General features: G+C 62.5%; 13 protein-coding genes. 5 read left to right on the forward strand and 8 right to left on the reverse strand.

The window, feature by feature from the left end; all coding sequences use genetic code 11:
* The first annotated feature begins 45 nt into the window (after positions 1–45).
* Both serC and P3T23_RS32935 read left to right on the forward strand, forming a co-directional pair.
* The gene (gene serC, locus P3T23_RS32930; protein ID WP_429320253.1) at positions 46–1,140 is read left to right on the forward strand and encodes a 3-phosphoserine/phosphohydroxythreonine transaminase; all 1,095 of its coding nucleotides are present in this window, start codon (positions 46–48) and stop codon (positions 1,138–1,140) included.
* Positions 1,141–1,171: 31 nt separating this feature from the next.
* Positions 1,172–2,620, forward strand: coding sequence for a hypothetical protein (locus P3T23_RS32935; protein WP_429320254.1), 1,449 nt, complete (start codon positions 1,172–1,174; stop codon positions 2,618–2,620).
* 211 nt (positions 2,621–2,831) lie between these two features.
* Here the strand turns inward: P3T23_RS32935 and trpE are convergent, their stop codons facing one another.
* The 3 genes from trpE to rpe form a co-directional block, all read right to left on the reverse strand.
* Positions 2,832–4,325 (reverse strand): anthranilate synthase component I, encoded by a 1,494-nt coding sequence (gene trpE, locus P3T23_RS32940; protein ID WP_429320255.1) that lies wholly within the window; start codon positions 4,323–4,325, stop codon positions 2,832–2,834.
* A 374-nt stretch (positions 4,326–4,699) separates the two neighbouring features.
* A complete protein-coding gene (locus tag P3T23_RS32945) occupies positions 4,700–5,422 on the reverse strand; it encodes a phosphoglycolate phosphatase (protein WP_429320256.1) in 723 nt (240 codons plus the stop codon).
* Position 5,423: 1 nt separating this feature from the next.
* Positions 5,424–6,107, reverse strand: a complete 684-nt coding sequence (gene rpe / locus P3T23_RS32950) for a ribulose-phosphate 3-epimerase (protein ID WP_429320257.1) — start codon at positions 6,105–6,107, stop codon at positions 5,424–5,426.
* 204 nt (positions 6,108–6,311) lie between these two features.
* On the opposite strand from rpe, the gene apaG reads away from it, so the two are divergent.
* The gene (gene apaG / locus P3T23_RS32955) at positions 6,312–6,686 is read left to right on the forward strand and encodes a Co2+/Mg2+ efflux protein ApaG (RefSeq protein ID WP_133661080.1); all 375 of its coding nucleotides are present in this window, start codon (positions 6,312–6,314) and stop codon (positions 6,684–6,686) included.
* Between the two features lie 109 nt (positions 6,687–6,795).
* Positions 6,796–8,022: a murein transglycosylase A gene (gene mltA / locus P3T23_RS32960; RefSeq protein WP_429320258.1), complete on the forward strand. Its 1,227-nt coding sequence runs from the start codon at positions 6,796–6,798 to the stop codon at positions 8,020–8,022.
* Between the two features lie 113 nt (positions 8,023–8,135).
* On the opposite strand, the gene paaK is transcribed toward mltA, so the two are convergent.
* The 5 genes from paaK to paaN form a co-directional block, all read right to left on the reverse strand.
* Entirely contained in the window at positions 8,136–9,440 is a 1,305-nt protein-coding gene (gene paaK / locus P3T23_RS32965; protein ID WP_429320259.1) for a phenylacetate--CoA ligase PaaK, read from the reverse strand.
* Positions 9,441–9,518: 78 nt separating this feature from the next.
* A complete protein-coding gene (gene paaI / locus P3T23_RS32970) occupies positions 9,519–9,974 on the reverse strand; it encodes a hydroxyphenylacetyl-CoA thioesterase PaaI (RefSeq protein ID WP_429320260.1) in 456 nt (151 codons plus the stop codon).
* Position 9,975: 1 nt separating this feature from the next.
* A complete protein-coding gene (gene paaG, locus P3T23_RS32975; protein WP_429320261.1) occupies positions 9,976–10,767 on the reverse strand; it encodes a 2-(1,2-epoxy-1,2-dihydrophenyl)acetyl-CoA isomerase PaaG in 792 nt (263 codons plus the stop codon).
* A gap of 53 nt (positions 10,768–10,820) precedes the next feature.
* Positions 10,821–12,023 carry a 3-oxoadipyl-CoA thiolase gene (gene pcaF / locus P3T23_RS32980; RefSeq protein ID WP_429320262.1) on the reverse strand — a complete coding sequence of 401 codons (1,203 nt, stop codon included), beginning with the start codon at positions 12,021–12,023 and terminating at the stop codon, positions 10,821–10,823.
* Between the two features lie 110 nt (positions 12,024–12,133).
* Positions 12,134–13,825: a phenylacetic acid degradation protein PaaN gene (gene paaN / locus P3T23_RS32985; protein ID WP_429320263.1), complete on the reverse strand. Its 1,692-nt coding sequence runs from the start codon at positions 13,823–13,825 to the stop codon at positions 12,134–12,136.
* Positions 13,826–13,955: 130 nt separating this feature from the next.
* Between paaN and P3T23_RS32990 the strand changes: the two genes are divergently transcribed.
* The gene (locus P3T23_RS32990; protein WP_429320264.1) at positions 13,956–14,732 is read left to right on the forward strand and encodes an enoyl-CoA hydratase; all 777 of its coding nucleotides are present in this window, start codon (positions 13,956–13,958) and stop codon (positions 14,730–14,732) included.
* The last annotated feature ends 165 nt before the right edge of the window (positions 14,733–14,897 follow it).

A 14,897-nucleotide genomic window follows, 5' to 3' on the forward strand; every position in this document is an offset into this window, starting at 1 on the left:
CTCATTGCGCCCCCATCAACCTGACTAAAGACTTTCGACCTGACCATGACCCCCAACGCCCTGAACTTTTCCGGCGGCCCCGGTGCGCTGCCGGAGGCGGTGCTGGCGCAAACACGCGACGCGATCGTCGCGTTGCCTGAAACCGGCCTGTCCGTGCTCGGCATGAGTCACCGGTCGGACTGGTTCCGCGCGATTCTGGATGAGGCCGAGCAGAACCTGCGGCATCTGCTCGACATCCCGGCCGACTACGCGGTCACGTTTCTTCAGGGCGGCAGCAGTCTGCAGTTTGCGATGATCCCGATGAACTTTGCTGCGCGCGCGAAGGCGCCGCCTGAATACGTGACCTCCGGCTACTGGAGCAATCGGGCGACGGCCGAAGCCGCCAAAGTGACCCATCGCAAGGTTGCATGGGATGGCCGCGCGACGGGCTATCGGCAGTTGCCCGCGCTCGACCGCCTCGAACTCGCGCCCGGCGCGGCTTATCTGCACTATGTGTCGAATGAGACCGTGGAGGGCTTGCAGTTTCCGGTGTGCGACAGCGCAGCATCGGCGCCGCTGATTACCGATATGTCCTCCGACTTCCTGTCGAAGCCGTTGCGCACCGACCGGTTCTCGATGATTTACGCCCACGCGCAGAAAAACCTCGGACCGGCGGGCGTCACCGTCGCGGTGCTCCACCGCGGATTGCTGGAGCGGATCCCGGACGGGTTGCCGGCCATCCTCGACTTTCGCACTCACGTTTCGCACGGGTCCAACTACAACACGCCGCCCGTGTTTGCCATCTATGTGCTGACGCTCATTACGCGCTGGATGCGGTTCGACATTGGCGGTTTGCAGGCGATGCAGCGAATCAACGAAGGAAAAGCGAAGCGGCTGTACGACACGCTCGATGCGCTGGCTGACGTGGTCACGATTCATGCCGAGCGCCCGTGGCGCTCGCAGATGAACGTCGCTTTCACGTTCGGCGACAGCCGGCTCGACGACGAATTCATCGCTGCCGCTCGGGAGCAGGGCATCGTCGGGCTGGAGGGGCACCGTTCGCTCGGCGGCCTGCGTGCGTCGCTCTATAACGCGGTCACCCCCCAAGCCGTCGATACGCTGAGCGACGCGCTGACGGAATTCTGTCTGCAACGCGCGTGAACCGGTCGTCATGGCTGACCGGAGGATCGATATGACGCTTTCCCTCAATCCCGACCGAAGCCTCACCCACGCGCCGTCCGACTGTGCGAGCCCGCCAGTCTCCGACGCGCCGGGGCTCGATCAGCAGCGAGACAGGCAAGAGGCGCTCGCAACAGTTGCGCAGTCGCTTGACGCAAACCCGCTCGACATGTCGCTTCATCGAGCGATGGTCGAAGCGCTTCGAGCCGCGAATGACGAAGTGGGCGCGCTGGCGCACCGGATCGCGCTCATGACATTCAGCGAGATTGTGGCGGGTTCGACCGATCCGGCGATCACCGCGCTCCCGCTCTACAACATCGCGACCGTGTACTACGCGAACGGCGAACACACGGCGGCGAAGCGCTGGTATCGATACGCTCTGAGGGTTCATCCCGACCTTGCGATTGCGCATCAAAACCTGGCGGCGATCCTGCTGGCGGACGGCCAGTCGGACGAAGGGGAGAGGCATCGCACGCGTGCGTACAGTCTGCAGCGTGTATTCATCGAGCCGGTGCGGCAACCGCGGCGGCAGTTGTTGATCCTGTGCTCGGGGCGCGCGTCGGGCAATGTTCCCTTTGATACGCTGCTTGGGAGTGGGACAGCGTCCCGCATCAAGTACGCGATCGATTACGCCGACGAGGCGGAAGACGCGCAGTTGCCGCCGTTCGACCTCGTGTTCAACGCGATCGGCGAACCGGACATCGCGCAGCCTTTGACGCGGCGTCTCGAGAAACTGACGCAGCGCTGCGGGCGGCCTGTGCTTAACCGCCCCGACGTTGTGGCGCGGACCCAGCGGCATCGGACTGCGGCGTTGCTCGCGGGCCTCGACAGCGTCGTCGTGCCGCCGTGCATGCGCATTGACGATACGCCTGCGTCGTCCACCGCGCTTGCGACGCTCCTTGCCGGAGAGGGGCTCGCGTTTCCGCTGCTGATGCGTCCGCTTGCGACCCACGGCGGGGATGGACTCACGCTGCAAACGTCGCTGGACGCGCTGTGGTCCGCGATCGCGACCCGGGGTGAACCGTGCTACGTGACGCAGTATCACGACTTCCGAAGTGCCGACGGCTTCTATCGCAAGTACCGCATCGTGTTCGTCGATGGCGAGCCGTTTGCCTATCACCTTGCCATTTCGCCGCACTGGATCGTGCATTACGTGTCTGCCGATATGACCGGACATCAGTGGAAGATCGACGAAGAGCGGCGCTTTCTGGAAGATGCGCGCGGAGTGCTTGGCGAGCCGGCGATGAACGCGATCGCCGCGATTGGCCGGCGTCTCGGTCTCGACTTCTGCGGAATCGACTTCACGTTGCTTCCGGACGGGCGGGTACTCGTGTTCGAAGCCAACGCGACCATGCTGGTTCATCGCGAAGCCGTCGACGGCGTGATTGCCCACAAGAACGCTTTCGTGCAGCGTATCGTCGATGCTTTCGAGCAGATGCAGATCCGGCGGGCCGGGGGCTGAAGCCGGTCAAGGCTGACGGCCATTGTGCAGCCTTGCGCCTTGCAGCATGCGCGGAAGATTGCCCGCGCCTGCTGTCCCTTTTGACGACACCGCAAGAGCCAGCAACCGGGCGGCTCAGCGGCTTGCTGACTGGATGAGCGATTGCATGCTGCTGGATAAGCCGCGATGCGGATGATCTTTGTCGATCATCCGCAGCATGGTCTGTCTGCGGTCAGAAGTCGCTATCGAGGCCGTCCTGCACCTGCTCGGCGGCGCGCAGCACAGCGCGCGCCTTGTTCTCGGTCTCTTGCCATTCCGATTCAGGCACCGAATCCGCGACGATGCCGGCCGCCGCCTGCACATACAGATTGCCGTTGTGAATGACGCCCGTGCGGATCGTGATCGCCAGATCCATTTCGCCCGTGAACGACAGGTAGCCAACTGCGCCGCCGTACAGGCCGCGCTTCACCGGTTCGAGTTCGTCGATCAGTTCCATCGCGCGAACCTTCGGCGCACCGGACAGCGTGCCGGCTGGGAACGTTGCGCGCAGCACGTCGAAATTGGTCGTGCCGGGCTTCAGCTTGCCTTCGACCGAGCTCACGATGTGCTGCACGTGCGAGTACTTTTCGATGATCATCTTGTCGGTCACGGCGACCGAGCCGATCTGCGCGATGCGGCCGACGTCGTTACGGGCGAGGTCGATCAGCATGACGTGTTCGGCGATTTCCTTCGGGTCGTTCAGCAGTTCGGTAGCGAGTTCCGCGTCGCGTTCCGGCGTATTGCCGCGCGGACGCGTGCCGGCGAGCGGGCGGATCGTCACGATGCGGTCTTCGCCGCGTTTTTCCTGGCGCACCAGAATTTCCGGCGATGCGCCGACCACATGAAAATCGCCGAAGTTGTAGTAGTACATGTACGGCGACGGGTTCAGCGAACGCAGCGCGCGATACAGCGAAAGCGGATTGTCGCGATACGGTTTCGTCAGACGTTGGCCAACCTGAACCTGCATCAATTCGCCGGCTGCGACGTATTCCTTGGCCTTGCGCACGGCGGCAAGATAGTCGTCCTTGACGAATTCGCGATAAATCTCGGTTCGCATGCTTGCCGACGTCACTGGCGGCTGAACGGTCGCGCGCAGCCGCTGGCGCAGTTCGCGCAGACGCTGCTTCGCGCGGGTGTAGGCCTCGGGCGTCGACGGGTCGGCGTACACGACCAGATACAGCTTGCCCGCCAGGTTGTCGATCACCGCGACTTCTTCAGTCAGCAGCAACTGGATGTCGGGCAGGTTGAGATCGTCCGGCGGTGCGGTGTGCGCGAGCTTTTTCTCGATGTAGCGCACCGCGTCATAGCCGAAATAGCCAGCCAGGCCGCCGCTGAAGCGCGGCAGGCCAGGGCGTTGCGCGACCTTGAAGCGAGCCTGGAACTGCTGGATGAAGTCGAGCGGATCGCCTTCGTGCGTCTCGACGACCTTGCCGTCTCTCACCACTTCGGACACCCCGTTGCGGGTGCGCAGGAGCGTGCGAGCCGGCAGGCCGATGAACGAATAGCGTCCGAACCGTTCGCCGCCCACAACCGATTCAAGCAGGAAGGAGTTGGCGCCGTTGCGCTCGGGTTGCGCGAGCTTCAGGTAGAGCGACAACGGGGTTTCGAGATCGGCGAGCGCCTCGGCGATCATCGGGATGCGGTTGTAGCCCTCGTTCGCGAGGGACTGAAATTCGAGTTCGGTCATGTTCCGATCCTGTTCGTGCGTCCGGCAGCAGCGCGTGAGGTGTGCGTCGGACAAAGCGGGGGCGTCGCGCTGCCGGTCGGGCGGTCTTTGTCTTGCGACAGGGAGAGACCGATCGGCGCGTGCTGTCCCGGGTTGCGCGCAGGCTCACGTGACACAACGGTACCCCGATGGATACACAATGACCAGATGAAGCACTGCAGCAGTTTGTAACGGGAAGCGCGCAGGAGCGCAGCGAAGTAAAAAACGGGTGCCGAAGACGAACTTCAGCGTACCTCAGGTGAGGTTAGCGCGACCAGCGACGCCAGGGCCAGGCTCCCCGGTCGATGCTGCTCAGACTCCGTTTTTTATTCAGAAACATGAGGATGAAGGACTTATCAAGTCGTTGACTGGTGCGCTGCGATTGCCTTGGCGGCATCAAGCAGCGAGGCAACTATACCATCCGATTTTATCGTTTGTACAGATTGTCCATGGTTGTAGCCGTAGGGCACGGTCAGCGTTGCCAGACCGGCCGCGCGGCCGGCCAGCGCGTCGTTTTCGGAGTCACCGATCGCAACCGTCGCTTCCGGCGCAACCTGCATCTGCGCGCAGGCGGTGAGCATCGGTAGCGGGTCGGGCTTCTTTTTCGGCAGCGTGTCGCCACCGATCACGAGGCTGAAATAGCCGATCAGGCCGTATTGCGTGAGCAACTGCACCGCGAACCGGCGCGGCTTGTTGGTGACGCACGCGAGCTTCAGGCCCGCGTCACGCATGGCTTTCAGCCCAGCTTCGACATCCGGATAGAGCCGCGTGTGCGTGCCGTTGATCTTTGCATACTCTTCCTGATAGATCGCGAGCGCCTCGTCGAAGCGCTCCTGAGCATGCTCCGTCTCGAAGCGAGGTGCGAGCACGCTGCGGATCAGATGCTCCGAGCCCTTGCCCACGTAGTCGATCACTTCCTCGCGCGAGGTTTCCGCCGCGTCGAGTTGCGCGAGCATGCCGTTCAGGCCGGCGGTGAAATCGTCGGCGGTGTCGACCATCGTGCCGTCGAGGTCGATGATCGCCGCCTGCAGACGGGGACCAGTGAACCGGGGGGCGGGGAACGGGGGCGTCGCGATCATGTCAGTGTTCGATGCCGGCGAGGGCGCTGCGCATTTCGTCGATTACGGTCTTGTAGTCGTGTTTGCCGAAGATCGCCGAACCGGCGACGAACGTATCGGCGCCCGCCGCAGCGATTTCCGCGATGTTGTCGATCTTTACGCCGCCGTCCACTTCGAGATGGATTTCGCGGCCGGTCTTGTCCTTGTAGGCGTCGATGCGTGCGCGCGCCTCGCGAAGCTTGTTCAGCGCCTCAGGAATGAACGACTGGCCGCCGAAACCCGGATTCACCGACATGATCAGCACGAGGTCGACGCGATCCATCACGTGATCGAGGTAATTGAGGGGCGTCGCCGGATTGAACACCAGACCCGCCTTGCAGCCGTGATCGCGGATCAGCGACAGCGTGCGGTCGATGTGGTCCGAGCCTTCCGGGTGAAAACTGATCAGGTTCGCGCCGGCTTTGGCGAAGTCCGGCACGATGCGGTCGACCGGGCGCACCATCAGATGGACGTCGATCGGCACCTGCACGTGCGGGCGGATTGCCTCGCAGACGAGCGGTCCGATCGTGAGATTCGGCACGTAGTGGTTGTCCATCACGTCGAAGTGAATCCAGTCGGCGCCGGCGGCGACAACATTGCGGACTTCTTCGCCGAGCCGCGCGAAGTCGGCCGACAGGATGCTGGGAGCGATGCGGAATTGCGTCATGACGTGAAGGAGACAGGCGGAAAACCGTCATTTTACCGGTTTGTACGCTTCGAAGCCTTATCCGGATGGGATTGTCCGGTTGCGGGCATACGCTCGATCAAGCAGAATGCGAAACCAGAGCGGCTCCCCGTCGACTGGCCGCAAACCATTGGCGCCCGGGCTTTCCGCGAGCCTCCCGCAGAATTTCTTCACACCGGAATCAGGATGAGTCAGTACGAATTTAGCGTGTCGTCGCAGGTGCAGTACCTGCCCGATGAATCGGACCAGGAGCGCCGCAAGTATGCGTTCGCCTACACGCTGACCATCCGCAACACTGGCCAGGTTCCCGCGCAATTGATTGCACGCCACTGGGTGATCACCGACAGCGAAGATCACGTTCAGGAAGTGAAAGGTCTCGGTGTGGTCGGACACCAGCCCCTTTTGAAACCGGGCGAGCAATTCGAGTACACCAGCTGGGCGGTGATCGCGACGCCGGTCGGCACCATGCGCGGCGAGTATTTCTGCGTCGCCGAGGACGGCGAGCGTTTCGAGGCGCCCGTGCCCGAATTCATTCTGCGCATGCCGCGCACGCTGCATTGAACCGGTCGCTCGTTTCCCGGCCAGACGACGGAGTTACTGCTGCGACTGCTGCTTGTCACGCGTGGCTTTCTGTGCATTTTTCTTCTTGCCGGGCGCCGTCCAGACAACGATGAAAATCAGCAGGAACAGCGCCAGAAGCGACTCCAGCGCAAATATAAGCATCGGGTATTCGTCGAACAGATCAGACATGGCGGTTTCCATCAAGAACGAACATTGTATGCGTTTTGTCCGTCAGGCAGCCGGGTGGGCCGGTGCGGTGGCAGTGGCGGTGATGCTTGCTTCATGCGGCGGAGGCGGGGCGGTAAGGCTGACGCCGCCCACGGGCGCCGCAATCATTCCCGGCCAGATCGCCACGGCGAGGCTGACCAAGGTCGCATGGCAACAGGTGCCAGGTTGGGAGGACGACTCGCTGATCGGTGCAGCGGCGGCGTTGCGGCAGAACTGCGTGCGGCTCGCGGGGCAGTCGAACTGGCAACGCGCCTGTGCGGCGGCGGCGCAACTCGACGACCTCGATGTCGCGAGCGCGCGGGCTTTCTTCGAAGCCTATTTCACGCCGTTCCAGTTCGCCAACACCGACGGGACCCTCGACGGCCTTGTGACGGGTTACTACGAGCCGTTGCTGCGCGGCTCGCGCGTGCGGCATGGCGTGTATCAGACCGCGCTGTACCGTTGGCCGGCTGGCTATCGCGCCGGTGAGCCGCTAGCTGCGCGCGCGCAGCTGGAGCGTAGCGGCGTGCTGAACGGTAAGGAACTGGTGTGGGTCGACGATCCGATCGAGGCGTTCTTCCTGCAGGTGCAGGGTTCCGGCCGGGTCGTCATGGAGGACGGCAGTGTGATGCGGGTCGGCTTTGGCGGCACGAACAACCAGCCGTACAAGTCGATCGGGCGCTGGCTGCTGGATCGTGGCGAACTCACGCCTGCACAGGCGACGATGCAGGGCATCAAGGCCTGGGCGCGTGCCAATCCGGCGCGAGTCGACGCATTGCTGGACACGAATCCGCGCTTTGTCTTTTTCCGGGAAATGCCATCGAATGAAGCGATGCCGCAAGGCGGTGCCGATGGTCCGATCGGTGCGCTGGGCGTGCCGCTGACACCTGAGCGTTCGATCGCCGTCGATCCGTCTTCGATTCCGCTCGGCACGCCGGTATTCCTGCAGACGACGCGTCCGCTGACCAACTCCCCAATGAATCGTCTCGTGTTCGCGCAGGACACCGGCTCGGCCATCAAGGGCGGCGTGCGCGCCGACTACTTCTGGGGTTTGGGTGACGACGCAGGTGACCTCGCCGGCAAGATGAAGCAGGCCGGGCGCATGTGGTTGCTGCTTCCAAACTCGTGACGTGGTCGCCGGGCCATCGGCCTGTGATCGGGAGGCGCGGTTCGAATTGCGATTCGCAACTGCACGCGGCGAATCGCATCCCTCTTCCCTTTCCGGAGCGGCCTGTTTTTTCCTCAGCCGCCGGTAAAGCGTTTATCGACTACGCGCCGGGCTTTACCGACCGATCGTTCGATACCGTTCACCGTCAGCACGTTGACCACCGCACTCACGCCGATGAGCGCCTTGATGTCGTACGCGAGAGCATGCTTCGCCGCGTTGAGCGCCGCAGTGTCCGGTGCGGTTTCAGGGCATGGCTCAACATTCAACGTCAGCACGTCCAGCGGGCCCTCCTTCGTCAGAACGATCTGGTAGTGTGGTGCGAGCGCGTGCTGTTTAAGCAGCAGTTCTTCGATCTGCGTCGGAAACACGTTGACGCCGCGCACGATCATCATGTCGTCGGAGCGGCCGGTGATCTTTTCCATCCGGCGCATCGTGCGCGCCGTGCCCGGCAACAGACGCGTAAGGTCGCGTGTGCGGTAGCGGATGATCGGCAGCGCTTCTTTCGTCAGTGACGTGAAGACGAGTTCACCGAATTCACCTTCGGGCAGGACCTCGCCAGTTTGTGGATCGATGATCTCCGGGTAGAAGTGATCTTCCCAGATTGTCGGACCGTCCTTTGTTTCCGCGCATTCCGATGCGACACCTGGACCCATTACCTCAGACAGGCCGTAGATATCGACTGCGTCGATGCCCATGCGTTGTTCGATCGCGAGGCGCATGTCGTTTGTCCAGGGCTCAGCGCCAAAGATGCCGATACGAAGCGAGCATTGCACCGGATCGACGCCCTGCCGCTCCATTTCGTCCGCGATCGATAGCATGTAGCTCGGCGTCACCATGATGATGTCTGGCCGGAAGTCCTGGATCAGCTGGACCTGCTTTTCGGTCTGGCCGCCGCCGAACGGAATCACCGTGAGGCCGGCGCGTTCGGCGCCGTAGTGCGCGCCGAGGCCGCCGGTGAAGAGGCCGTAGCCGTAGCTCACGTGCACCTTATCGCCACGCCGCGCGCCGGCGGCGCGAATCGAGCGGGCAACGAGATTGGCCCACGTGTCGATGTCTCGCGCTGTGTAACCGACAACGGTCGGTTTGCCGGTCGTTCCCGACGACGCATGAATCCGCGAGATCTGTTCCTGCGGAACGGCGAACATACCGAACGGGTAGCTGTCGCGCAGATCCTTCTTGGTGGTGAACGGGAAGCGGGACAGGTCGGCCAGCGTCTTCACTTCAGAAGGGTGAACGCCGGCTTCATCGAATTTGCGTCGGTAGACGGGCGAGTTTTCATACGCGTGCGCGAGCGACCATTTCAGTCGTTCCAGCTGGAGCGCGGCAAGTTCGTCGCGACTCGCCGTTTCGATCGGGTCGAGCGGGAGCGGGGTTGTCATCGAATGTCTCCTTTGCATCTTCAGTCATCAGAATAGGAAGCGGTGCGCCCGTTGCCAGGCAGCGAAAGCCATGGCGACCTACCGGTCGCTGGGAATCACGGTGCCGCGGATCTGCGCGGACTTGCCGCGGAACATCGCGACGGTCTCACCCGCGCGGTTCGTCACCCGGATGTCGTAGATGCCGTTGCGTCCGCTCAGCGTCTGTTCGGTGGCTTCTGCCGTCAGCTCGTCATCGCCAGGAACCGGACGCAGGAACTCAATCGAGCAGCCCGACGCTACGGTGTTGATGTTGTACGAGTTGCAGGCGAACGCGAACGTGGAGTCGGCGAGTGTGAAGATCAGGCCGCCGTGGCAGATCTGATGGCCGTTCAGGAAGTCGGGGCGAACTTTCATGTGCATTCGCGCGTATCCGGCGCGGACTTCAAGGAGCTTGAAGCCAAGCGCCTGGCTGCAGGCGTCCGCGTCGTACATGGACTGCGCGGTGGCGCGCGCGAGTTCGTCGGGTGTCATTCTGGCGTCAGGCAGTGTGGACATGTCAGCGACCCTCGAAGCGTGGTGCGCGCCTTTCGATAAAGGCGCGTACGCCCTCTGCGTAGTCATGCGATGCGCCAAGATCGCGCTGCAGATCGCGTTCGAGATCGAGTTGCTGGTCGAGTGTTTGCGTGGCACCTGCACGCATCGCCTGTTTGATGGCGGCTATCGCCAGAGTTGGCTGCTGCGCAAGCTGCGTTGCGAGTTTTGCTGCGTGGTTCTGCAGTTCAGCATCGTCGACAACTTGCCAGACGAGGCCCCAACTTTCCGCTTTCTCGGCGGGAAGTTTGTCGCCGGTGATCGCAAGGCCGAGTGCGCGCGCCATGCCGATGCGCTGCGGCAGGAACCACGTACCGCCGGAGTCGGGAACGAGCCCGATCTTCACGAATGCCTGGATGAAACTGGCCGACCGCGCCGCTAGCACCAGATCGCACGCTAGCGCGAGATTCGCGCCTGCGCCTGCGGCCGCACCATTGACGGCTGCGATGACAGGCAACGGCAGTGCCTGCAAGCGACGGATCAGCGGGTTGAAGTGATCGTCGATCACCTGACCGAGGTCGGTCATCGCGCCCGGTGTGAAATCCAGGTCGGCGAGATCCTGACCGGCACAGAATCCGCGGCCCGCGCCCGTCAGCACAATGCAGCGGGCGCCGGAGGCTTCGACTTCATCGAGGGCGGCGCTGAGTTCCCTGTGCATCGCACGCGTGAAGCTGTTCAGCTTGTCCGGGCGGTTTAGCGTCACGGTGGCAACGCGGGTTGACACGTCGAAGTCGACGCGGATCGCTTCATAGGACATCGGTTGTCTCCTCTTTGTGTCCACAGGTCCTGCACGCGCAGAACGCGGGCTTGTCAAACGCGCTCGATGGCGATGGCGATACCCTGGCCGACGCCGATGCACATCGTGCACAACGCGAAGCGGCCATTTGTCCGTTCCAGCTGGTAAAGCGCGGTCGTGATGAGTCTTGCCCCCGACGCGCCGAGAGGATGGCCGAGGGCGATCGCTCCACCATTCGGATTGACGCGCGGGTCGTCATCCCGCAGGCCGAGCGTACGCAACACTGCCAGCCCTTGGGACGCGAATGCTTCGTTCAGTTCGATCACGTCGAACTGTTCAAGCGACATGCCGAGCTGTTTCAGCAGTTTTTGCGTGGCGGGCGCAGGGCCGATGCCCATCACACGCGGCTCCACGCCGGCCGTCGCCATGCCGACGATGCGCGCTCGTCGGCGCAGTCCATATGCTTCTGCGGCTTCCTTGCTTGCAAGCAACAGAGCGCATGCGCCGTCGTTCACTCCAGATGCGTTACCCGCGGTCACGGTGCCATCGCTTCGCACAACACCTTTGAGTTTGCCGAGTGCTTCGAGTGACGTTTCGCGCGGATGCTCGTCGACTGTCACGCGGATCGGGTCGCCTCTCTTTTGCGGAATTTCGACGGCAACGATTTCCTCCGCCAACGTGCCATCACGCTGCGCGCGCGCTGCCTTCTGCTGGCTTCGCAGCGCGAACGCGTCCTGATCGGCGCGGCTCACGCCGAATTCGATGGCCACGTTCTCCGCCGTTTCAGGCATGGAGTCGACGCCGTAGTCGCGTTTCATCAGTGCATTGACGAAGCGCCAGCCAATCGTCGTGTCATGAATTTCGGCCTGACGCGAGAATGCGCTGATCGCCTTGCCCATGACGAACGGCGCGCGCGTCATGCTCTCGACGCCACCCGCAATCATCAGACGTGCCTCGCCAGCCTTGATCGCGCGCGCCGCAGTGCCGACCGCGTCCATGCCTGAGCCGCACAGACGGTTCAGCGTCGCGCCGGGCGCTTCGGTTGGTAGTCCCGCGAGCAATGCCGACATGCGCGCGACATTGCGGTTGTCTTCGCCCGCCTGGTTGGCGCAACCATAAATGACGTCGTCAAGCGCGCGCCAGTCGACGCCGGGGTTGCGTTCCATCAACGCCTTGATAGGCACCGCGCCAAGGTCGTCTGCACGCACATCTTTCAGTGCGCCGCCGTAGCGGCCGAAGGGAGTACGAATCGCATCGCAAATGAAGGCGTCTGTCATGTCCGGTTCCAGAAAGTAACGGCCGGCCTGCAATCCGGGCCGTCAGTTCATATTAGTGGGGCGTGAGGCGGCGTTCTATTCGGCCAAACGGCATATGCCATTTGGTCGAATTACGCGGGGACCGCCTTTGGTTCAACATGGATTCGGCTTTGCACCACACGGAAGCGGCTCGCGACGAACGCTGAATCGGCGAGTGCTGCATTCGCAGCGGGGTTCGCCCCGGTGCCGTGGAAGTCGGAGAACGCCGCCGACTGATTGACGAACACGCCGCCAGTCAGATTGATTGATAGCGCGACGCCTCCACGGATCGATGCTTCGTGTGCGGCTTCCAGGACGGCGCCGTCTGTACTGTAGACGGACAGCGTAAGCGCACCGTGTTCGGCCGCGATGGCGCCTGCGAGCTCCAGCGACTGCGCGGTCGAATCGGTTGCGATCACGAACGAAATCGGACCGAACCATTCGCGGGTGAACTGCGCGGCGTCCTTCGTAGCGTCGAGTTGGAGCACGAGCGGTGTGAGCACGCGCGCTTGCGCGAATGCCGGATGCACGAGCGCGTTGCTGTCTGCCAGCACGCGTCCGAGCTTACGCGCGTCGTCAATACGTTGTGTGATGCCGGCATTCTGGACCGCGCCGAGCAGTTCGACGGCCCGAGCTGGGTCGGCCACCAGCTTTTGCACGGCGGTGGCGAGCGCTTCGGCAACGGCATCGAAGCTGATGATGCCCTCACTAGTGCGGATGCCGTCGCGCGGGACGTAAATGTTCTGTGGCGCAGTGCACATCTGTCCGGAATACAGCGCCAGCGAGAAGGCGACGTTGCGGGCCACCGATTTGAGGTCGTCCACTGAGTCGATCACGATCTGGTTGACGCCCGCCTTCTCGGTGAACACTTGCGCCTGATGCGCATTGTGCTCAAGCCACGTGCCGTTCTGAGTGCTGCCCGTGAAATCGATCAGCTTGATTTGCGGGCGTAGTGCGAGATCCTGGACAAGAGCGCCGTCGTTCGGATCTGTCGCGAGCAGCGTGACGACGTTCGGGTCGAATCCCGCTTCGCGCAGAACCTCGCGTGCGATGCGTACTGTGATTGCCAGTGGCAGGATCGCGCCCGGATGCGGCTTGACGATGACCGTGTTGCCGGTTGCGAGATCGGCGAAGAGGCCGGGATATCCGTTCCAGGTCGGGAAGGTACAACATCCGAGGACGAGGCCGGTGCCGCGCGGCACAACCGTGTAGCGTTTGTGCATGGCTAGAGGCGGGTTCTTGCCTTGTGGCTTTTCCCAGTGCGAATCCGCGGGAATGCGGCGCATCTGGTCCCATGCGTATGTAACCGCCTCCAGCGCACGATCCTGTGCGTGCGGACCGCCCGCCTGGAACGCCATCATGAACGCCTGTCCGGTCGTATGCATGACGCTGTAGCCGATCTCGAAACTGGCGCGATTGACGCGTTCGAGAATTTCGAGGCTGACGCCGATCCATGCCTGTGGTCCGGCGGCGCGCCACCCGGGTTGGGCGTTCGCTGCCGCCGCAATTAGTGCATTGGGGTCCGCTTTCGGGTAACGGATGCCAAGCGGGAAGCCGAATGGCGATACCTCGGCGCCAACGGTTTGCCCCGTCGCCGGTTGATCGAGTTCGAACGTTTTGTTCAGATGGCTCTTGAACGCCGCTTCGCCATCCGCGTTTGCGGTTTCCCCGTACACTTTTGGACTGGGCATTTCGGCGTACGGGGTCCAGTAGCCGCGCGTCTCGATGGCTGCAAGCGCCTTCTGGAGCGTGTCTTCGTGCTTCGTGAATAGCGGATGTGTCATGGCGAAGTTGATGCTGAAGGTTGGGGGAACTACGTCGAATAATTGACCGACCGGTTGGTTGGTGAATGGTAGCATTATTAGGACGGGCGCGCGAAGCGTTTTCGCGCTTCATTCAAAACAGGGAGGACGCATGAGTTACGAAAACATTCTGGTTGAGACTCGAGGGCGGGTTGGATTGGTGACATTGAACCGCCCGAAGGCGCTGAACGCGTTAAACGATGCGTTGATGGACGAACTGGGAGCGGCACTCAAAGCATTTGACGCTGACGAAGGAATTGGCGCGATTGTCGTCACAGGGAGCGAAAAGGCCTTCGCCGCCGGAGCCGACATCGGCATGATGGCCACGTACACCTATATGGATGTCTACAAAGGTGACTACATCACGCGCAATTGGGAGTCCGTGCGTTCGATCCGCAAACCCATCATTGCGGCAGTCGCTGGCTTTGCGTTGGGTGGCGGCTGCGAGCTTGCGATGATGTGCGACATTATTCTGGCCGCCGACACCGCAAAGTTTGGCCAGCCAGAAATCAAACTCGGCATCATGCCGGGTGCGGGGGGGACGCAGCGGCTGCCGCGTGCGGTATCCAAGGCGAAAGCGATGGACATGTGCCTGACGGGACGCTTTATGGATGCAGCGGAAGCCGAGCGAGCCGGGCTGGTATCTCGTGTGGTTTCCGCCGCATCGCTACTCGACGAAGCAGTGGCTGCCGCAGCGACGATCGCGGAATTTCCGTTGCCGGCCGTGATGATGGTCAAGGAGTCGGTGAATCGTGCTTATGAAACGACGCTTGCCGAAGGCGTGCATTTCGAGCGGCGCCTGTTCCATTCGCTCTTTGCGACGGAGGACCAGAAAGAGGGGATGGCTGCATTCGTCGAGAAGCGCAAACCCGTGTTTAAGCACCGCTAAACAGGCACAGCCAAATAACGCTTGCATGGGTGCGGGAGGCTGGCTAGAATTCCGGTCTTTCGCGCTTTCGGAAGAAGGCGCGGGGAAGCGGGAAGCCAGGGTTGGCAAGGCTTTGCGAGGTGGTTGGCAGGCTGGGGCGGTTAAAAAACCTGTTGACGACGTAGC

Source organism: Paraburkholderia sp. GAS448 (genome assembly GCF_050435685.1).
Classification (GTDB): Bacteria; Pseudomonadota; Gammaproteobacteria; order Burkholderiales; family Burkholderiaceae; genus Paraburkholderia.

What these genes read in the sequence shown, in the direction of transcription:
- P3T23_RS32935 (WP_429320254.1), top strand. Translation starts at nt 1,172, where the DNA reads ATGACGCTTTCCCTCAATCCCGACCGAAGCCTCACCCACGCGCCGTCC.
- rpe (WP_429320257.1), bottom strand. Translation starts at nt 6,107, where the DNA reads ATGACGCAATTCCGCATCGCTCCCAGCATCCTGTCGGCCGACTTCGCG.
- P3T23_RS32990 (WP_429320264.1), top strand. Translation starts at nt 13,956, where the DNA reads ATGAGTTACGAAAACATTCTGGTTGAGACTCGAGGGCGGGTTGGATTG.
- trpE (WP_429320255.1), bottom strand. Translation starts at nt 4,325, where the DNA reads ATGACCGAACTCGAATTTCAGTCCCTCGCGAACGAGGGCTACAACCGC.
- paaG (WP_429320261.1), bottom strand. Translation starts at nt 10,767, where the DNA reads ATGTCCTATGAAGCGATCCGCGTCGACTTCGACGTGTCAACCCGCGTT.
- serC (WP_429320253.1), top strand. Translation starts at nt 46, where the DNA reads ATGACCCCCAACGCCCTGAACTTTTCCGGCGGCCCCGGTGCGCTGCCG.
- paaK (WP_429320259.1), bottom strand. Translation starts at nt 9,440, where the DNA reads ATGACAACCCCGCTCCCGCTCGACCCGATCGAAACGGCGAGTCGCGAC.
- paaI (WP_429320260.1), bottom strand. Translation starts at nt 9,974, where the DNA reads ATGTCCACACTGCCTGACGCCAGAATGACACCCGACGAACTCGCGCGC.
- apaG (WP_133661080.1), top strand. Translation starts at nt 6,312, where the DNA reads ATGAGTCAGTACGAATTTAGCGTGTCGTCGCAGGTGCAGTACCTGCCC.
- mltA (WP_429320258.1), top strand. Translation starts at nt 6,796, where the DNA reads ATGAAAATCAGCAGGAACAGCGCCAGAAGCGACTCCAGCGCAAATATA.
- pcaF (WP_429320262.1), bottom strand. Translation starts at nt 12,023, where the DNA reads ATGACAGACGCCTTCATTTGCGATGCGATTCGTACTCCCTTCGGCCGC.
- paaN (WP_429320263.1), bottom strand. Translation starts at nt 13,825, where the DNA reads ATGACACATCCGCTATTCACGAAGCACGAAGACACGCTCCAGAAGGCG.
- P3T23_RS32945 (WP_429320256.1), bottom strand. Translation starts at nt 5,422, where the DNA reads ATGATCGCGACGCCCCCGTTCCCCGCCCCCCGGTTCACTGGTCCCCGT.